The sequence below is a fragment of the Luteibacter yeojuensis genome (assembly GCF_000964085.1).
Taxonomy (GTDB): Bacteria; Pseudomonadota; Gammaproteobacteria; order Xanthomonadales; family Rhodanobacteraceae; genus Luteibacter; species Luteibacter yeojuensis_A.
This window is the reverse complement of sequence record NZ_JZRB01000016.1, coordinates 63,974-82,473: the sequence shown is the minus strand read 5'-3', so window position 1 is coordinate 82,473 and position 18,500 is coordinate 63,974. Positions and strand designations below refer to the sequence as shown.

At 67.0% G+C, this 18,500-nt stretch carries 22 protein-coding genes and 1 tRNA gene; 9 read left to right on the top strand and 14 right to left on the bottom strand.

What is annotated here, in order from left to right:
- Positions 1–8 precede the first annotated feature (8 nt).
- The 10 genes from atpD to queD all read right to left on the bottom strand — a co-directional run bounded on the left by atpD (position 9) and on the right by queD (position 7,768).
- Positions 9–1,421: a F0F1 ATP synthase subunit beta gene (atpD, locus tag VI08_RS08430; protein ID WP_045829121.1), complete on the bottom strand. Its 1,413-nt coding sequence runs from the start codon at positions 1,419–1,421 to the stop codon at positions 9–11.
- Positions 1,422–1,493: 72 nt separating this feature from the next.
- Positions 1,494–2,402: a F0F1 ATP synthase subunit gamma gene (gene atpG, locus VI08_RS08425; protein WP_045829120.1), complete on the bottom strand. Its 909-nt coding sequence runs from the start codon at positions 2,400–2,402 to the stop codon at positions 1,494–1,496.
- Positions 2,403–2,528: 126 nt separating this feature from the next.
- Positions 2,529–4,079: a F0F1 ATP synthase subunit alpha gene (atpA, locus tag VI08_RS08420; protein WP_045829119.1), complete on the bottom strand. Its 1,551-nt coding sequence runs from the start codon at positions 4,077–4,079 to the stop codon at positions 2,529–2,531.
- Between the two features lie 58 nt (positions 4,080–4,137).
- Positions 4,138–4,671: a F0F1 ATP synthase subunit delta gene (locus VI08_RS08415; RefSeq protein ID WP_045829118.1), complete on the bottom strand. Its 534-nt coding sequence runs from the start codon at positions 4,669–4,671 to the stop codon at positions 4,138–4,140.
- 2 nt (positions 4,672–4,673) lie between these two features.
- Positions 4,674–5,144, bottom strand: a complete 471-nt coding sequence (locus tag VI08_RS08410; RefSeq protein ID WP_045829117.1) for a F0F1 ATP synthase subunit B — start codon at positions 5,142–5,144, stop codon at positions 4,674–4,676.
- An 81-nt stretch (positions 5,145–5,225) separates the two neighbouring features.
- On the bottom strand, positions 5,226–5,513 hold the full coding sequence (gene atpE, locus VI08_RS08405; protein WP_045829116.1) for a F0F1 ATP synthase subunit C: 288 nt from the start codon (positions 5,511–5,513) through the stop codon (positions 5,226–5,228).
- A gap of 81 nt (positions 5,514–5,594) precedes the next feature.
- The gene (gene atpB, locus VI08_RS08400) at positions 5,595–6,434 is read right to left on the bottom strand and encodes a F0F1 ATP synthase subunit A (RefSeq protein WP_045829115.1); all 840 of its coding nucleotides are present in this window, start codon (positions 6,432–6,434) and stop codon (positions 5,595–5,597) included.
- Positions 6,435–6,437: 3 nt separating this feature from the next.
- Positions 6,438–6,803 (bottom strand): ATP synthase subunit I, encoded by a 366-nt coding sequence (locus VI08_RS08395; protein WP_232309501.1) that lies wholly within the window; start codon positions 6,801–6,803, stop codon positions 6,438–6,440.
- Positions 6,804–6,973: 170 nt separating this feature from the next.
- The gene (locus VI08_RS08390) at positions 6,974–7,300 is read right to left on the bottom strand and encodes a phasin family protein (RefSeq protein ID WP_045829113.1); all 327 of its coding nucleotides are present in this window, start codon (positions 7,298–7,300) and stop codon (positions 6,974–6,976) included.
- A 114-nt stretch (positions 7,301–7,414) separates the two neighbouring features.
- Complete coding sequence (queD, locus tag VI08_RS08385; RefSeq protein ID WP_045829112.1) at positions 7,415–7,768, bottom strand: 6-carboxytetrahydropterin synthase QueD; 354 nt, start codon at positions 7,766–7,768, stop codon at positions 7,415–7,417.
- Between the two features lie 186 nt (positions 7,769–7,954).
- On the opposite strand from queD, the gene VI08_RS20805 reads away from it, so the two are divergent.
- Positions 7,955–8,545, top strand: coding sequence for a LuxR C-terminal-related transcriptional regulator (locus tag VI08_RS20805; protein WP_052697784.1), 591 nt, complete (start codon positions 7,955–7,957; stop codon positions 8,543–8,545).
- A gap of 52 nt (positions 8,546–8,597) precedes the next feature.
- Here VI08_RS20805 and VI08_RS08375 read toward each other — a convergent pair.
- Positions 8,598–8,674 (bottom strand) — tRNA-Met (locus VI08_RS08375).
- Positions 8,675–8,814: 140 nt separating this feature from the next.
- Here VI08_RS08375 and VI08_RS08370 point away from each other — a divergent pair.
- From VI08_RS08370 to VI08_RS08335, 8 genes are all read left to right on the top strand, one after another.
- Entirely contained in the window at positions 8,815–9,360 is a 546-nt protein-coding gene (locus tag VI08_RS08370; protein WP_045829111.1) for an RNA pyrophosphohydrolase, read from the top strand.
- A gap of 83 nt (positions 9,361–9,443) precedes the next feature.
- Entirely contained in the window at positions 9,444–9,647 is a 204-nt protein-coding gene (locus VI08_RS08365) for a (2Fe-2S)-binding protein (protein WP_045829110.1), read from the top strand.
- A gap of 122 nt (positions 9,648–9,769) precedes the next feature.
- A complete protein-coding gene (bfr, locus tag VI08_RS08360; RefSeq protein ID WP_045829109.1) occupies positions 9,770–10,249 on the top strand; it encodes a bacterioferritin in 480 nt (159 codons plus the stop codon).
- 116 nt (positions 10,250–10,365) lie between these two features.
- On the top strand, positions 10,366–11,115 hold the full coding sequence (locus VI08_RS08355; protein ID WP_045829108.1) for a DUF6776 family protein: 750 nt from the start codon (positions 10,366–10,368) through the stop codon (positions 11,113–11,115).
- Positions 11,096–11,524 carry a bactofilin family protein gene (locus tag VI08_RS08350; RefSeq protein WP_045829107.1) on the top strand — a complete coding sequence of 143 codons (429 nt, stop codon included), beginning with the start codon at positions 11,096–11,098 and terminating at the stop codon, positions 11,522–11,524. Before VI08_RS08355 ends, VI08_RS08350 begins: the two co-directional genes overlap by 20 nt.
- A 38-nt stretch (positions 11,525–11,562) precedes the next feature.
- The gene (erpA, locus tag VI08_RS08345) at positions 11,563–11,946 is read left to right on the top strand and encodes an iron-sulfur cluster insertion protein ErpA (RefSeq protein WP_157006468.1); all 384 of its coding nucleotides are present in this window, start codon (positions 11,563–11,565) and stop codon (positions 11,944–11,946) included.
- A 13-nt stretch (positions 11,947–11,959) separates the two neighbouring features.
- Positions 11,960–12,946, top strand: coding sequence for an NAD(+) diphosphatase (nudC, locus tag VI08_RS08340; RefSeq protein ID WP_232309500.1), 987 nt, complete (start codon positions 11,960–11,962; stop codon positions 12,944–12,946).
- Positions 12,947–12,990: 44 nt separating this feature from the next.
- Positions 12,991–13,857 carry a hypothetical protein gene (locus tag VI08_RS08335; RefSeq protein WP_045829105.1) on the top strand — a complete coding sequence of 289 codons (867 nt, stop codon included), beginning with the start codon at positions 12,991–12,993 and terminating at the stop codon, positions 13,855–13,857.
- Positions 13,858–13,869: 12 nt separating this feature from the next.
- Here VI08_RS08335 and VI08_RS08330 read toward each other — a convergent pair whose 3' ends face one another.
- The 3 genes from VI08_RS08330 to VI08_RS08320 form a co-directional block, all read right to left on the bottom strand.
- Entirely contained in the window at positions 13,870–15,744 is a 1,875-nt protein-coding gene (locus VI08_RS08330; RefSeq protein WP_045829104.1) for an MFS transporter, read from the bottom strand.
- 62 nt (positions 15,745–15,806) lie between these two features.
- Entirely contained in the window at positions 15,807–17,090 is a 1,284-nt protein-coding gene (purD, locus tag VI08_RS08325) for a phosphoribosylamine--glycine ligase (RefSeq protein WP_045829103.1), read from the bottom strand.
- A 39-nt stretch (positions 17,091–17,129) separates the two neighbouring features.
- Positions 17,130–18,491, bottom strand: coding sequence for an AMP-binding protein (locus tag VI08_RS08320; RefSeq protein WP_045829102.1), 1,362 nt, complete (start codon positions 18,489–18,491; stop codon positions 17,130–17,132).
- Positions 18,492–18,500 lie beyond the last annotated feature (9 nt).

The following is an 18,500-nucleotide window of genomic DNA, read 5'->3' as shown; positions in this document are numbered from 1 at the left end:
GCAGGCGCTTACGCGGCCTTCTTCGCGCCCATCTCCTCGCCCTTCTTGATGGCTTCGTCGATGCCGCCGACCATGTAGAACGCCTGCTCCGGCAGGTGGTCGACATCGCCGTCCACGATCATCTTGAAGCCGCGGATGGTTTCCTTCAGGGCCACGTACTTGCCCGGCGAGCCCGTGAACACTTCGGCCACGTGGAACGGCTGCGAGAAGAAACGCTCGATCTTGCGGGCGCGCGACACGGCTTCCTTGTCTTCCTGCGACAGCTCGTCCATGCCGAGGATGGCGATGATGTCCTTCAGTTCCTTGTAGCGCTGCAGGGTCTGCTGGACGCGACGGGCCGTGTTGTAGTGCTCGTCGCCGATGACGGCCGGGTCGAGCTGGCGGCTGGTCGAGTCGAGCGGATCCACCGCCGGGTAGATACCCAGCGAGGCGATGCTGCGGCTCAGGGTGACGGTCGCATCAAGGTGGGCGAACGTAGTGGCCGGCGACGGGTCGGTAAGGTCATCCGCGGGCACGTACACGGCCTGGATGGAGGTGATCGAACCCGACTTGGTGGAGGTGATGCGCTCCTGCAGCACGCCCATTTCCTCGGCGAGCGTGGGCTGGTAGCCCACGGCCGACGGCATGCGGCCCAGCAGCGCCGACACTTCGGTACCGGCCAGCGTGTAACGGTAGATGTTGTCGACGAACAGCAGCACGTCCTTGCCCTTGCCGCTCTCGTCCTTCTCGTCGCGGAAGTACTCAGCCATGGTGAGGCCCGTGAGCGCCACGCGCAGGCGGTTGCCCGGCGGCTCGTTCATCTGGCCGTACACCATCGCGACCTTGTCGAGGACGTTGGAGTCTTTCATCTCGTGGTAGAAGTCGTTGCCCTCGCGGGTACGCTCGCCCACGCCAGCGAACACGGAAAGGCCCGAGTGCGCCTTCGCGATGTTGTTGATGAGCTCCATCATGTTGACGGTCTTGCCCACGCCGGCGCCGCCGAACAGGCCGACCTTGCCGCCCTTGGCGAACGGGCACATCAGGTCGATGACCTTGATGCCGGTTTCCAGCAGTTCGCTGGCCGAGGCCTGGTCGTCGTACGACGGGGCTTCGCGGTGGATTTCCCAGGCATCCTGCGCGCCGATGGGGCCGGCTTCGTCGATGGGGTTGCCCAGCACGTCCATGATGCGGCCGAGGGTGGCCTTGCCGACCGGCACCTTGATGCCCGCGCCGGTGTTCTTGGCGATGAGGTTGCGGCGCAGGCCGTCGGTGGAGCCCAGCGCGATGCAACGGACGATGCCGTCGCCCAGCTGCTGCTGCACTTCGAGCGTGATCTCGGTGCCGTCGATCTTCAGTGCGTCGTAGATCTCGGGAACCTGGTCACGCGGGAATTCGACGTCGACGACGGCGCCGATGATCTGGACAACTTTACCCTGGCTCATGGATGTGCTCCGGATGAATCTTTCTTAGGTTCTGTAGCGGCGCCGCAGGTTGCGTCGCCATGGCGTGTTCGTTTAAACCGCGGCGGCGCCGCCCACGATTTCCGAGATTTCCTGGGTAATCGCGGCCTGGCGGGCCTTGTTGTAGCTGAGCGTGAGCTCGCCGATGACCTTGGTGGCGTTATCGGACGCGGCCTTCATGGCGACCATGCGCGCGGCATGCTCGGAGGCCAGGTTCTCAAGCGCCGCCTGGTACACCACCGACTCGATGTAACGCGTCATCAGGTGCTCGAGCACCGTGCGCGCATCCGGCTCGTAGATGTAATCCCAGTCGTGGGTCTGCTCGACCTTGACGCCCTCGGCCGCGGCGCCCTTGGCGTCTTCCAGCTCCTTCGCGACCAGCGACACGGGCAGTAGGGCCTCGACGGCCGGCTTCTGCACGATGGTGTTCACGAAATCGTTGTAGGCCAGGAAAACGCGATCGAGCTTGTTGTCGGTGTAGGCGTCGAGGACCACCTTGATGACGCCGACGAGGTCTTCGACCTTGGGCTTCTCGCCGAGGTGCGTGGCGGTGCCGATGAGGTTCACGCCCTTGATGCGGCGGAAGAACTGCACGGCCTTCTGGCCCACGGCCACGATATCGACCTCGACGCCCTTGCCCTGCCACTCGCGGATGGCCGTGAGCATGCGGCGGAACAGGTTCGAGTTGAGGCCACCGGCGAGGCCGCGATCGGTCGACACCACGATGAAGGCGACGCGGGCGACGTTTTCGCGCTCGGTGAGGAACGGGTGGGTGAAGTCGGTGCTGGCCTGGGCGACGTGCGCGATGACCTTGCGCATCAGGCGCGCATACGGGCGCGAGGCCTTCATCAGGTCCTGCGCCTTGCGGATCTTCGACGCCGAGACCATTTCGAGCGCACGCGTCACCTTGCGCATGTTCTGCGTGCTCTTGATCTTGGTTTTGATTTCGCGGCCGCTAGCCATGGGTACTCGCCGTTACGTAAAGCGTGAAAACTGAGGAGGGTAAATCGTCAAGCGTGCGCCGGCGTTGCCGGCTCAATCGTCAGTTACACCGTGCAACTGACGACTGGCGCTTCACTCTTTACGCCCTTACCAACTACCGGTCTTCTTGAACTCGTCGGTGCCCGCCTTGAAGGTGGCCTCGATGTCCTTGTCCCAGTCGCCGGTGGCGTCGATCTTCGTCATCAGGTCGGCGTTGTTCTGGCGGAAGAAGGCGTGCAGGCCCTTCTCGAACGCAAGCACCTTGTTGACCGGCAGGTCGTCGAGGTAGCCCTTCTCGGCCGCGAACACCGACAGGCCGAGCTCGGCGATGGAGAGCGGCGAGTACTGCGGCTGCTTCATCAGCTCGGTGACGCGCTGGCCGCGATCAAGCTGGGCGCGGGTGGCGGCGTCGAGGTCGGATGCGAACTGCGCGAACGCAGCCAGCTCGCGGTACTGCGCGAGGGCGAGCTTCACGCCACCGGACAGCTTCTTGATGATCTTGGTCTGGGCGGCGCCACCAACGCGCGACACCGAGATACCGGCGTTCACCGGCGGGCGGATGCCCGCGTTGAACAGATCGGTTTCCAGGAAGATCTGGCCGTCGGTGATGGAGATGACGTTGGTGGGCACGAAGGCCGAGACGTCGCCCGCCTGGGTTTCGATGATGGGCAGCGCGGTGAGCGAACCCGTCTTGCCCTTCACTTCGCCGTTGGTCATCTTCTCGACGTACTCGGCGCTGACGCGCGAGGCGCGCTCGAGCAGGCGCGAGTGCAGGTAGAAGACGTCGCCCGGGTAGGCTTCGCGGCCCGGCGGGCGCTTCAGCAGCAGCGAGATCTGGCGGTAGGCCACGGCCTGCTTCGAGAGATCGTCGTACACGATGAGCGCGTCTTCGCCGCGGTCGCGGAAGTACTCACCCATGGCGCAGCCGGAGTACGGCGCGACGTACTGCAGGGCGGCGGCTTCGGAAGCCGAGGCCACGACGACGATGGTGTTGGCCAGCGCGCCGTTTTCTTCGAGCTTGCGCACCACGTTCGCGATGGAGCTGCGCTTCTGGCCGATGGCCACGTAGATGCACTTAATGCCCGAGTGCTTCTGGTTGATGATGGCGTCGATGGCGACGGCGGTCTTGCCCGTCTGGCGATCGCCGATGATCAGCTCGCGCTGGCCGCGGCCGATCGGGATCATCGAGTCGATGGACTTGTAGCCCGTCTGCATCGGCTGGTCGACCGACTGGCGCCAGATGACGCCCGGCGCGACCTTTTCGATCGGCGAGGAGCCGGCGGCGTTGATCGGGCCCTTGCCGTCGATGGGGTTGCCCAGCGCGTCGACGACGCGGCCGAGCAGGCCCGGGCCGACCGGCACTTCGAGGATGCGGCCGGTGGTCTTGGCGGTGTCGCCTTCGCGCAGGTGCTGGTATTCACCGAGCACCACGGCGCCGACCGAGTCGCGCTCGAGGTTGAGCGCGAGGGCGTAGGTATCGTTCGGCAGTTCGATCATTTCGCCCTGCATCACGTCGGCCAGGCCGTGGATGCGCACGATGCCGTCGGACACGCTGATGATGGTGCCTTCGTTGCGTGCCTCGGCACCGAGCTTGAACTGCTCGATGCGGGTCTTGATCAGCTCACTGATCTCGGACGGGTTCAGAGTGGTGCTGGACATGGTCGGTTCCTTGGGCTGCGCCGCTTCAGCGGCACCCGGTGGTATGAGAAGCTCGTAATCAGTGCGTCAGCACGCTGGCCAGCCGCTGCAGGCGGCCGCGCGCCGAACCGTCGATGACCTGTTCGCCCGTGTCGATGACGACACCACCGAGCAGCGCCGGGTCGACGTGCGTATCCAGTTCGATCTCGCGCTTGAAGCGGCGCTTGAGCGAGGCGCGCAGCGCCTCGGCCTGGGCGTTGTCGAGATCCAGCGCGCTGGTGACCGTGACTTTCAGGGTCGACTCCGACTCCAGCTTGTACTGGTCGTAGAGCGCGGCGATTTCCGGCAACAGGTGCAGGCGGCCGTTTTCAGCCAGTTCCTCGAGGAAACGGGCGAACGGCGCATCGGCGGCCATGCCTTGCGGGAGGTGGATCGCGACCAGCTGCGCCGGCTGCACGCGCGGATCGTTGCCGAGGCCGGCGACCTGGGGGTCGACCGCGACCGCGGCGGCGAAATTGAGCGCCGCCGACCAGTCGGCGAGCGCACCGGCTGCGTGTGCCACCTCGAAGGCGGCACGCGCATACGGACGGGCGAGGGTGAGCGCCTGGGCCATGGTCAGATCTCGGCAGCGAGCTGGTCGAGCAGCGCCTTGTGGGCCGCCGGATCGATTTCACGCTGGACGATCTTTTCCGCACCCTTGATGGCGAGCGTGCCCACCTGCTCGCGCAGCTGTTCACGCGCGCGCTGCGCCATGGAAGCGATCTCGTCCTGGGCCTGGGCCTTGAGGCGGTTGATCTCTTCGGTGGCCTCGACGCGAGCCTTCTCGATGATGGCGTTGGCCTGGGCCTGCGCCTTGTCGATGATGTCGGTGGACTGCTGGCGGGCCTGCTTGATCTCGGCCGCGACCTTGGCGTCGGCGTCCTTCAGCTCGGCGCGGGCGCGCTCCGCCGCGGCGAGCCCCTCGGCCACCTTCTTCTGGCGTTCTTCGATGGCACCGTTGAGCTGGGGCCAGATGAACTTGGTGGTGAACCAGACCAGGATCGCAAACGAGATCATCTGGCCCAGGAAGGTCATGTTGATTTCCATGATCTCTCCAAAGACTCCGAACGCTGGGGTACTGACGGTCGCCGTGGCACCAGGGCCACGGCGACAAACACGAACAGGTGCTTAGCCGCCGGTGGCGGTGCGCAGCACGTTGATCAGCGGGTTCGAGAAGGCGAGCAGCAGCGCGATGGCGAGGCCGATGATGAACGCCGCGTCGATCAGGCCGGCGAGCAGGAACATGCGGCCCTGGAGCAGCGGGACCAGCTCGGGCTGGCGGGCGGCCGACTCGAGGAACTTCGAGCCCATGATCGCGATGCCAAGGCAGGCGCCGAGCGCGCCGAGGCCGATGATCACGCCGATGGCGATAGCGGTCATGCCCTGCACGTGTGCGAAGAGTGCGGTGAGTTCCATGGTGTTCTCCTGGGATATCTAAGATGACGAAAGGGTGGAAGCGAAACGAAACTGGACTGGGTCTAACGTCGGTGCGGTGAGTTAGTGGTGTTCACGTGCCGTGGCGATGTAGACGATCGTCAACATCATGAAGATGAACGCCTGGAGGGCGATGATCAGGATGTGGAAGATCGCCCACGCCGTGTTGAACAAGACGCCAGGCACGAAGCCGATCCAGCTCACCATCAGGCCGGCGATCAGCATGAACACCAGTTCGCCGCCGTACATGTTGCCGAACAGTCGCATGGCGAGCGACACGGGCTTCGACAGGGTCTCGACGATGTTAAGAAGCAGGTTGGGGATAAGCAGGACGATCTTGGCGCCCGTGCTTTCCGCATGGAACGGCGCGGTCAGCATCTCCTTGCCGAAACCGAAGCCGCCCTTGGCCTTGATGCCGTGGCTGATGACGATGATCAGCACGGCGACCGACAGGCCGACGGTGGTGTTGATGTCGGCCGTGGGCACGGCGCGGCCATAGGTGTGGTGGGCCACTTCGGGGCCCGCGACGGTGGTCACGATCCAGCCGTACAGATCCACCGGCAGCAGGTCCATGGCGTTCATGAGGAAGACCCACATGAAGATGGACAGGGCCAGCGGCGTGACCGTGCGGCGATCGCCGTGGAAGGTGTCCTTCACCTGGGTATCGACGAACTCGATGATGAGCTCGATAAGCGCCTGGCCCTTGGACGGCACGCCCGAGGTGGCCTTGCGCGCGAACAGCCAGAACCACAGGCAGAAGATGGCGCCGAGGACGAACGAGATGATGATGGAGTCAGCACGCAGGTTCCAGAACCAGAAATGATCGGCGCTGAAGTTCACCGTCATGTGGTTAAGGTGGTGCTGGATGTATTCGGTTAGACCGCCCTGCGGTTCGCTAGCCATGCCTCAACCCTTGAATCTGAATGCGAATACGTTGACCGCGTAAGCCGCCACCAGGCCAACCAATGTTGGCAAGAATGGCAGCTTCCACTGAACCAGGATGAGCAGCAGTCCACCAATGAGGATGATCCAGCGAAGGATCATGCCCACGAGGAACCGCATGAACGTTGCCCCTGCCCCGCCCAGCGTGCTGAACGCTCGCGCAGCTAGCAGCGCGGTGGCGAACGCGACGATGAGCGCACCTGCGAACGCGGCCACGCCAGCGGCACGCCCTTGCAGGCAGAAAGCGAGCCCCGCGACGACAGCCACCGCGAGCTGCGTGGAAACCACGCGCATGGCAAGGTGACGACCGGCGACAAGACTGTTCAGCAACGCGAGGCTCCCGTGGTTTCGCTCGAAGGCGGCACCAGATGGTTCAACGGGCCACGGTTTAATCTGGAAAAGTATACCAGTGGCCTAAACGGCCGGACAAGCGACGAAAGTGCATAACCACCCGCCGGCGCGACGATCCGTCGCGTCGTTGGCGAGGGAGCGGCGGTGGGTCAGGCCCTGGCGGGCTGGCCCACCAATGCGCCGAGGGAGGTGGCCGTCTGCACGGCCACGCCCATGATGTCGCCGGCGGCCGTTGCGGCCCGCTCGACGCCCTCCCGCTGCAGTTCGCCGCCTCGCGCCATCACGGCGCGCAGTGCGTCGGCATCCTGCGCCTGCATCGCATCCGCCATGAGGCCCGTGGCCGCGCGCGCATGCCCCTCGAGGGCCTGCAGCTGGAGATCGGCCACGCGCTCCATGCCGCGCCAGGCAAGCGCCTGCGCGGCGGCGGCCTGTTCCACGAACCGGGCAAGGTCGGCGTAAGCGTTTACATGCACCATCGGGATAACCGTCGGGGAAACGGGGAGGTGCCGGAGTGTAGTCCCGCCTGTTGCAGGGCAGCAACCACATTTTATTGCGATGACAGGTTTCAGGTGGCGAACACGCGCCCGGCCTTACGGAGCGTACTCGGCGCCCGAAGTGCAGGTTTCGTGGACCACCACCTTGCAAAGCAGCGGCACGTCCGGCCTGAGGTGGTCGAAGATCCAGCGGGCAAGGTTCTCGCTGGTGGGGTTTTCGAGCCCCGCGATGTCGTTGAGGTAGTTGTGGTCGAGCCGCTCATACAGCGGCTTGAACGCCGCCTTGAGGTCGCCGAAATCCATGACCCAGCCAAAAACCGGGTCGATGGGCCCTTCCACGTGCAGCTCGACATGGAACGAATGGCCATGGAGACGGGCGCACTTGTGGCCCTCGGGCACGTTGGGCAGCCGGTGGGCCGCTTCGATATTGAACGTCTTGAAGATACGCATGGCGCGCATTGTAGCGAATGGCGGCGGCGTGACCGGGGCCGTGGCCGCTTCACGACGGCCATCGCAGTTTGGCCGATCCGGCCGCCGGGTTCATTGACCTTTCATGACGCAACGGTTGCAGTGGTAACTAGCTGGCGGCGCGAGGGGGCACCGCCCAAACCGGAAGGTTCACAGAAGGAGGCATCGATGTGCCTTGGCCGTGAGACCGCCGACCAGCCGCGCCCGTGCGTGCTGGCCGAGGGAGTGTTTTCCGCGTTGCCCTGGCCCTGCGTGGTCTGGCGAAGCGATGGGGCGAAGGCCGTCATGGTCAACGCCGCGTTCCAGCGTGAGTTCGGCATTGGCCGGGGGCGCGCCGGCCCCGCGTGGCTGGAGGCGCACCTGGTCGCCACCACCCGGCCCGATGAATACCTTTACACGGAGCGCCACGCCGCGCGCCGGCGCTACCGCGTGACCCGTGAGTCGATCGAAGTTTCCGCGACGGCGTTCCAGGCGGTATTCCTCGTGCCGATGGGCGAGGAGCCCGAGGCAGCGGACATCGATGCAGCAGGCACGGCCAGCCTGCCCGCGGGCGTCTCGCTCACGCCGCGCGAATCGCAGGTGCTGGACGGCATCATGCTGGGCAAGCTGAACAAGGTGATCGCCAGCGAACTCAGCATCAGCCCGAAGACCGTGGAACTGCACCGCTCGAACCTGATGGCCAAGCTCCGCGTACATAACGTGGTGGAGTTGGCCCGCGTCGTGCTCGATGCCCCGCCTGAGTTCGAGGCACGGCTTTAGGGAGCAAGAAAAAAGCCGCCCCGGGAGACCGGGGCGGCTTCTTCGTTTCAAATGGTGGCTAGAGGCGGGCTCGAACCGCCGACCTCAGCATTATGAGTGCCGCGCTCTGACCAGCTGAGCTACCTAGCCATGGAACCTGGTCGTCCGCGGGCTGGCCCGCGAAGGCCGGGCAGTTTAATCGGGGCTGGCTCGCCGATCAAGGGGCGCCTTGAAGCCACTTGTCGGGCCGTGGTTGAATCGACCCAACGCGAGCGTATCGCGGAGGGCTGATGATCGACGCAGATGGCTATCGACCGAACGTGGGGATCGTCCTGCTTAACGCGGACGGCCGCCTGTTCTGGGCGCGCCGGGTCAATCGTGATGGCTGGCAGTTCCCCCAGGGCGGCATGCGCAGCGATGAAACCCCGCTTGAGGCCATGTTCCGCGAGCTGGAAGAAGAAACCGGCCTGAAGGAGCACCACGTCGAGGTGCTGGCCGAGACCCGTGGCTGGCTGCGCTACCGCCTGCCCAACCGCTTTGTCCGCCACCACCAGCGCCCCACCTGCATCGGCCAGAAGCAGGTGTGGTTCCTGCTCCGTCTCACCGGCGGTGAGGATGCCCTCAAGCTGGATAACTGTGAGAAGCCCGAGTTCGACATCTGGCGCTGGGTCGATTTCTGGTACCCCGCCAACCACGTGGTGAACTTCAAGCGGCAGGTGTACGAGCGTGCCCTGAGGCAGTTCGCACCCACCGTGGAGACGGTCTGCAGTGTCGAGGTGGGCACCTGCCCGCAGCAGGCCGAGCTGCTCCGCCAGGCGCGCGAGGCGGGCGAGTAGAGGCATCGCGCGCGAGCGCGCTCCCACAGGCCTTCACATTTGTGGTGTTGACAATCGTTCGCATTCGCGTTCGAATTCGCACCATGTACATCTGCATGTGCAACGCCGTCACCGACCACGCCATCCGCCGCCACGCGGCCGAGGGCGTCGCCACCTTTGCCGAGCTCCAGGCCCGCACGGGCTGCTCCGATTGCTGCGGCGCATGCGAGCCCGAGGCCCGGCAGTGCCTGCGCGAGGCGGTGGCCTCGCAGCCGGCGGTGCTTGGGTTCCTTCCCGTTACGGCTTAAGGGGCATCGCGCGCAAGCGCGCTCCCACAGGGCATGCGTCCGGGAAGCGGACGCATTCTCGTTACGCCATGTCGATTCGCGTCCACGTATAGTCTTGCCCTGCATTCCCAGGGAGACGCCACATGAAGGGCGACGCGAAGGTCATCGAATACCTCAACAAGGTCCTCTACAACGAGCTGGCCGCCATCAACCAGTACTTCCTGCATTACAGGATGTTCAAGGACTGGGGCTACAACGAGCTGGCCAAGCACGAGTACGAAGAATCGATCGAGGAAATGAAGCACGCGGACAAGCTCATCGAGCGCATCCTCTTCCTCGATGGCCTGCCGAACCTCCAGCACCTGGGCAAGCTGCGCATCGGCGAGAACGTCGTCGAATGCCTGCAGGGCGATCTCGACCTCGAGATGGTCGCCACGAAGGATCTGCGCGAAGCCATCGCGTACAGCGAAGGCATCCATGATTTCGTGAGCCGCGACCTGTTCAAGTTCATCCTTGGCCAGGAAGAAGAGCACATCGACTGGCTCGAGACGCAGTTCAGCCTCATCTCGGATATCGGCCCCGAGCGCTACATGCTCAGCAAGGTCGGCTCCCTGGAGCATTGACCCAACCAAAGGCCGCCGCAAGGCGGCCTTTTTTCATCCGCGGCCGGCGTCCTTGACCATTTCGAAACGCAGGGGCTATACCATCGCCCCTTCACGTCTCCTGCACGAGCCCGCCCATGGCGCCACGCCAACCGCCACGTTTCGTCGTGCGCACGCACGACGCAGCGCGCGAGCGCCGCATGAAGCTCCTGCTCGGCGCGGGCTGGGCGGCCTCCGTCGCCGCGGCCGCCGCACTGGCATGGGCGTTTTCGGCAGGCCCCTCGGGGCTTGCACGGGCGCCCGCGGGCCACGCCACCCAGTTGCGGGCAGAGAATGACGAGCTGCGCCAGCAGGTGGCCAACCTGCAGCGCGCGGGCCAGGTGGCCGACGTTGCTACGAAGGAACTCAAGAGGAACCTCTCCGAGCGCGACGAGGAGATCAGCGGCCTCCGCACCGACCTGGCGTTCTATGCGCGGCTGGTCGGCGGCGGCGGGCAACGCGACGGCCTGAAGATCCAGGCCGCCCGGGTTTCTACCGTGCCTGGCACGCCGAATGCCTGGAACCTCGTGGTCACGCTGACGCAGAACGCGCGGCGCGGCGACCTGGTCAAGGGCAGCGTGAAGGTGGCCGTCGAGGGCATCGAGGGCGACAAGGTCGCCACGCTCGAGGGCGCCGCCCTGGGCCAGTCCGATACCTCGAAGGGCGTGCCCTTCGCGTTCAAGTACTTCCAACAAGTCCAGGGTAGCTTCACCGTGCCCGCCGGCTTCAAGCCCACCCGCCTGCGCGTCGTCGCCGGCGCCGATGGCGGCGATTCGGCCACGTCCACCGTGGCCTGGGCCGACGCCGCCCGAACCGACGAGGTCGCCAATGTTCAGCAGCAGCCGTAAGAGCCCCACCCCGTCCGTCGGGGCCGCCGCCACCAGCCTCATCGCCCGCGGGGTCACCGTTCGCGGTGACGTGCATTTCTCGGGGGCCCTGCATCTGGACGGCACCATCGAGGGCTCCGTCCATGCCGATCCCGGCAGCGATGGCGTTCTCACCATCAGCGAGACAGGCCGGGTCATCGGCCGCGTCGAGGTGCCCCATGCGGTCATCAATGGTGGCGTCACCGGCGATATCGACGTGGCGGAGCGGCTCGAACTGGCCGCCCTTGCCCGCGTCGAGGGCGATGTCCATTACCAGGTGCTGGAAATGGCCGCGGGCGCCCAGGTGAACGGCAAGATGATCCACCGTGCCCCGGTGACGGTGCGCCAGCTGGCCCAGCAGGCCATCGACGCCGCCCCGGCCCTCTCCTGAGGCTTGACCTCGCGGCGAACGGCGCCATTATGGTCGGCATGAACAACCCATTCCCCATGGCCCCTACCGGCGCGCCGGATTACCGGTCGGCTGGCGCACCGCTGGTCTTCACCGAGGCGGCCGCCCGCAAGGTGCACGAACTGATCGAAGAGGAAGGCAACCCCGGCCTCAAGCTGCGCGTGTATATCAGTGGCGGCGGCTGCTCGGGTTTCCAGTACGGCTTCACGTTCGACGAGGACCAGGCCGAGGACGACCTCGCCATCTCGCGCGAGGGCGTCACGCTGGTGGTCGATCCCCTCTCGCTGCAATACCTCACGGGCGCCGAGATCGACTACGCCGAATCGTTCAGCGGCTCGCAGTTCGTCATCCGCAACCCCAACGCGAAAACGACCTGCGGTTGCGGGTCGTCGTTCAGCGCCTGACCGGCCCGGCTGAGTGAGCGCCGGGCAGGAGCGGGACAAGGCTGCCGCCACGCGCGCCAGGGAAAACGTCTTCGCCGGCATCGCCATCGATCGCATGGCCGAGCGCCGCGACGATCGCCTCTGGGTGGAAGAAACCGAGCGCGGCGCGGAAACCCGCTTCCTCGTGCTCGACACCGAAGGCCAGGCCTTCGTCGCGGGTGACGCCGACACGCCGTGCTGGATGCCGCCCAGCATGCGCAACGAGCGCTTCGGCGATGTCGTCGCCACGCTGCTGGGCCTCGCCGACGGCCGGGCGTGGTTCACGCTGGTGCTCGATGAAGCCCACGGCGAACTTTACGAGACCCTGACCGGGGCGCGGCGCATGTCGCTGCGCGAGGCCGGCCTCCTGTTCGACGCGTTCGAGGCCGGCCTCTTCGCCTACGCCAAGGGCGTGACGCACTGGCAGCGCCAGACGCGCTACTGCACGCTGTGCGGCGCACCCACGGTCGTCGTCGCTGCCGGGCACCGCGTGCAATGCACGAACCCCGATGGCGCCCACCTGCATTTCCCGCGCACCGACGCGGCCATCATCGTCATCGTCGAGCACGGCGACGCCTGCCTCCTCGGCCGCCAGCGCGGCTGGCCGCAAGGGCGGTACTCCACGCTGGCCGGCTTCATCGAGCCCGGTGAATCACTCGAGGACGCGGTGAAACGCGAGGTCCGCGAGGAGTCTGGCGTGGAGGTGCTCCACGCCACCTACCACTCGTCGCAGCCCTGGCCCATGCCGGCCTCGCTCATGGTCGGCTTCACCGCCGTGGCGGCGTCGCGCGATATCCGCCTGCGCGACGACGAGCTGGAAGATGCCCGCTGGTTCACGGCCGACGATATCGTCAGCGGCATGGCAGCGGGCACGCTGGGCGTACCGCCACCGCTCTCCGTGTCGTATCGCCTGATCGAGCACTGGCTCGCGCTTCGCGGCGTCAGCCTGGGCGAACTGGTGGCGAACGCGCCGAAGCGCTAAGGCTTCGCCTACAATCGGGCCATGTCCCGCTGAATGCGCACGCCATGGCCTTACGATTGCTCGCCGTCCTCATTGCCCTCGTCATCGCCTGGAGCGTGCCGCAGCTGGCCCGCTGGCGCGACGATCGCTGGTTCCGCAGCTGGGTGGGCCGCATGGGCGATACGGCGGGCGCAGGCCGCGTCGCCATCGTGCTGCTGGTGCCGGTGGTGGCCTGCGCCATCATCGCCGGCGTGTTCCGCGCCCTGCCCCTGTTCGACCTCGCCTGGCTCATCTTCGCCGTGCTCGTGCTCGTCTACAGCCTTGGGCCGCGCGAGATCGAAACGGATATCGACAACATCACCCGCGCACCCGACGTGCTCCGCCGCGACGAGGCCGTGGCGGCACTGCGCGTCGACGCCGATCCGCTGCCCTGGTTCGCGCCCGCGCTGGTCGAAGCCACCTTCTACGCGGCGCTGCGCCGCCGCTTCGGCGTGCTGCTGTGGTTTTTCCTCCTGGGGCCCGCCGGCGCACTGGGCTACCGCCTCGCCCAGGTGCTGGGCCGTGACGCCGCGCTGGCGCTCGATACCGCCACGCGTGCCGCGGCGCGCCGGGTGGCCGATGCGCTGGACTGGCTCCCCGCCCACCTGATGGTGTTCGCCATGGCGCTGGTCTCGGATTTCGACGCGGTGATCACCGCCTGGAAAACATGGCACCGCCAGAGCGGCAGCCCGCGTTCGCACCTCGACCCTGGTTTCCTCGGCGCCGTGGCCCGCGCGGGCGTCGATGCCGACGTGGAAGCCGGTGACGGCTACGCGCAGGACGTGAGCGACCCGGTGACTGAACTCGAGGATGCGCGCCGCGTCATCCGCCGCGTGCTGGTGGTGTGGCTGGCGGTGGTCGCCGTGGTGGACCTGGCAGCGTGGTTCGCCTGAGGCCGCGCCGCCTCAGGCCTTGTCGCCGCGCAACTCGCTGACGCGCGCCTCGAGCACCGCCGCGTTGGCGGCGCCCCCGGGGTAGGCTGCGCCACCCACCAGTTCGATGCGCGACCAGAACCGCCGTGGCAGCCGCGCGCGGCGCAGCATGCCGTCGCGACGGCTGAAGATGCTGCCCCACATGCCACGTAGCGCCAGCGGCACGACGGGCACCTGCCGGCGGGCCAGGATGCGGTCGATGCCCGGGCGGAAGGCCTGGATCGAGCCATCGCGCGTGAGGCCACCCTCCGGGAAGATGCACACCACCTCGCCCCCGGCGAGCGCGGCATCGATGGCCTCGAACGCTTTTTCCATCAGCGCGGGATCCTCGTTGCGCCCGGCGATGGGGATCGCCCTGGCCGTGCGGAAGATGAAATTCAGCACCGGGATGTTGAAGATCTTGTAGTACATGACGAAACGCATGGGCCGGCGCACGCACGCCATGAGGATCAGCGGATCCATGAAGCTCACGTGGTTGCAGACGACCACCGCCGCGCCTTCGTCGGGTACGTTCGCGAGGCCATCGACGCGCACCCGGTATAGCGTGTTCACCAGCACCCAGGTCATGAACCGCATCATGAACTCGGGCACCAGCGTGAAGATGTACACCGCCACGGCGATGTTCACGAGCCCGGTGACGAGGAAGATGGTGGGCGTATCGAGGCCCATGGCCGTGAGGCCGATGCCAAAACCCGACGCAATGCAGATCAGCAGCGCGTTGACGATGTTGTTGCCCGCGATGATGCGGGACAGCCGCTCGCGCGGCGCGCGGCTCTGCACGAATGCGAACAGCGGCACGACGTAGAAGCCGGCGAACGCGCCAATGAGCGTGAGATCCATGGCCGCGCGCCAGGCGCCGGGCACGGCAAGGAACGCGTGCCATGTCAGCGAGGCACCCGCCGCGACCGCCGGCCGCGCGAAATACAGGTCGATGGCGAACACGGTAAGGCCGAACGCGCCCATGGGCACGAGGCCGATCTCGACGCGCTTGCGCGACAGTTTCTCGCACAGCAGCGAGCCGATGCCCGTGCCCAGCGAGAACAGCGTGAGCACCAGCGTGTTGACCGAGCCATCGCCACCCAGCACGTGCCGCGTGTAGTTCGGCAGCTGCGCGATCATCACCGTGCCGAAGAACCAGAACCACGAGATGCCCAGCACCGCGTTGAACACCGCGCGATCCTCGTGCGTCAGCTTCAGCACGCGCCAGGTTTCGGAGAGGGGGTTCCAGTTGAAGCGCAGCTCGGGCGCCGTGGCCGGCGCGGATGGGATGGCGCGGCACACGAGGTAACCCGCCACCGCAATGGCGATGGTGGTGAGCGACGCCGCCAGCGTGCCGTAGCCCTCGATCAGCATCAGCGAATTGCCGACGATCATGCCGATGAGCATGGCCAGCTGCGTGCCGGTTTCCACCAGCGCATTGCCGCCCACCAGCTCGCTGCGCTCCAGCGCCTGCGGCAGGATCGAATACTTGATGGGGCCGAACACCGTGGAGTGCACGCCCATGAGGAACAGCACCAGCAACAGCAGCGAGATGTGGTGCGTATGGAAGCCGATGGCCGCGATGGCCATGGCGGCGATCTCGAACAGCTTCACGTAGCGGATGATCCGCGTCTTCTCGAACTTCTCCGCGAGCTGGCCGGCGGTCGCGGAGAACAGGAAGTACGGCAGGATGAACAGCGCGGGGGCCAGGTTCGTGTAGAGCGACACTTGGCTATCGGGCAGCGCCATCTGGAACGCCACGAGCATGACCATGGCGTTGCGGAACGCGTTGTCGTTGAACGCGCCAAGCGCCTGCGTCCAGAAGAACGGCGCGAAACGGCGCTTGCCGAGCAATGAAAACTGGGACATCCGTGGTCACCCTGTAGGTTTCGACGAAGTGTAGCCCACCCGCCCGGCAAGGCGATGCGGGTTCAGCGCCTCGCGAGGGCGCGGTGCGCGATGTCGTGGCGGTAATAGACGTCGGCGAACCGGATACCCTCGACGGCCTTGTAGGCGGCCGCGCGCGCGGCCGCGACATCGCTGCCCAGGGCGCAGACGGTGAGCACGCGGCCACCGGCCGTGGTGGGCTGGCCCTGCGCATCGAGCGCGGTGCCCGCGTGGAACACCTTCACATCGGCGCCAAAATCCGCATCGGCACCGGTGATGACATCGCCCGAACGCACCTTGCCGGGGTAACCACCCGCCGCCAGCACCACGCCCAGCGACGGGCGCGGGTCCCATTCCGCCTGCACGCGGCGCACATCGCCATCAAGCGCCGCTTCCACGAGGTCGACCAGGTCGGACTGGAGGCGAAGCATGATCGGCTGCGTCTCCGGGTCGCCGAAGCGGACATTGAACTCGATGACCCGGGGCGTACCTGCCTTGTCGATCATCAGGCCCGCGTAGAGGAACCCGGTGAACGGCACGCCATCGGCGGCCATGCCGGCGAGCGTCGGGGCGATGACCTCGCGCATGACGCGGGCCGACACCTCCTCCGTGACGACCGGTGCCGGCGAATAGGCGCCCATGCCACCGGTGTTCGGGCCGTGGTCGCCGTCGTCGCGGCGCTTGTGGTCCTGGCTGGTGGCCATCGGCAAGGCATGGGTGCCGTCGGCGATGACGATGAAGCTGGCCTCCTCGCCGTCGAGGAATTCCTCGATGACGACGCGCGACGAGGCATCGCCGAAAGCCTTGCCGCCGAGCATGTCCGCCAGCGCGGCCTCGGCCTCGCCCAGGGTCATGGCCACGACCACGCCCTTGCCCGCCGCCAGGCCGTCGGCCTTGATGACGATGGGCGCGCCCTTGTCGCGCACGTGGGCCAGGGCCGGCTCGAGGTCGGTGAACACGGCGTAGTGCGCGGTGGGGATGGCATGGCGCTCGAGGAAGGCCTTGGCGAACGCCTTGCTGCCCTCGAGCTGCGCGGCGGCGGCGCGCGGGCCGAAGCAACGCAGGCCCTCGGCGGTGAAGCGGTCGACCACCCCGGCCACGAGGGGCACTTCGGGGCCCACCACGGTGAGGCCCACGCCCTCGGCCTTCGCCAGCGCCAGCAGGCCGTCGATATCGGTGACGGCCACGCTGGCATTGCGCAGGCCGGGTTCCATCGCCGTGCCGGCGTTGCCGGGGGCCACGATCACCTCGTCGACGCGCGGCGACTGGCCGAGCTTCCAGGCCAGGGCGTGTTCGCGGCCGCCGCTACCGATGACGAGGACTTTCATGGGGATCTCCGGTTCGAGGACCGGCGATTGTAACCTGCCCTAGCGCTGCACCAGCGCCAGCAGGGCGCCACGGGGCAGCTTGCCCGTCTCGTTGCGCGGCAGGGCCTCGACGAGGCGAAGGGGGCGCGGCAGGAAGACGGGATCGATGGCGGCGCGCAGGGCGGCCATGACTGTGTCCGCCGTGAGGCCGGGGGCCACCACCAGGCCGGCGATGCGCCGGACCCCGGCGGTATCCGGCTCGTCGAGCTGGAACAACACGCCATCGCGCACGCCCTCGATGGCGAGCAGGCGGCGGTTGAGGTCGCCCAGCGACGCACGCTTGCCCGCGATTTCGAGCAGGTCGGTGTTGCGGCCACACAGCCGGAAGCGGCGGCCACCCCCATGCAACGTGACGATGTCGGCCAGGGCCATCGGTTCCGCCAGCTGTGGCGCATCGACCAGGGTGCCATCCGGCTGCGAATGCAGGGTGGTGCCCTCGTAGAGCGACCATTCCTCTTCGACGGCCGTGCGGCGGCTGGCGAACACGCAGGTCTCGGTCGAGCCGAACACTTCGTGCAGCGGCGCGTCGAAGCACGCCTCGGCCTCGCGGGCCAGCTCCACCGGCATCGGCGCCGTCGCGGAAACGAAGGCGGCCAGCGAAGGCAGGCGCACCCCCGACTCGACCATGGCACGCAGGTGCACCGGCGTGGTGACAAGCACGCGCGGCTCGGGCATCGACGCCAGCGCGGTGGCCACGTCGGCCGGGAAGAACGGGCGCCCCGCGTGGACGCTGACCTCGGACATCAGCGGCATCACCACCGACATCTCCATGCCGTACATGTGCTGCGGCGGCACGGTGGCCACGATATCGAACGGCCCGCCGATGGCGGCGTTGAGCATCTGGATATTGCCGGTGTTGCTGGCGTGGAAGCTGCCCCACGTCTTGATGTTGGGCTTGGGCTTGCCCGTGGAACCCGAGGTATAGCCGATGGCGACGATGGCGTCGGCGGCGATCGATGGCACCTCGCCATGGGCCAGCGCGGCGGCGTCGAGCGCCGGCATGCGCAGGTAGCCCGCGGGTGCGGGGTCGAGCGCCAGCTCGCCGATGGCGTAGCAGCCGGCGTGGTTCGCCATCACTTCGTCGACGGCGTGCGGCGCGCGCGACGGCGGCAGCAGGTTCACCTGGCCACGCAGCACCAGCGCGGTGAAGGCGACGAGGAACGCGTAGCGGTCTTCGCACAGGTTCACGGCGCCCACGGCCTCGGGCAGCAAGGCCGCCACCTGCCGCACGTGCGCGAGGAACGTGGCGGCGCTGATGGCCTGGCGATCGCGCCACGCGATGGCGCGTGATGGGCCGCCCGCCAGCAGCGGCAGCAGCAACGGCGCGTTTTCGCGCCCGGCACGTTCATGGACAGTCGCCACGGTGTTCCC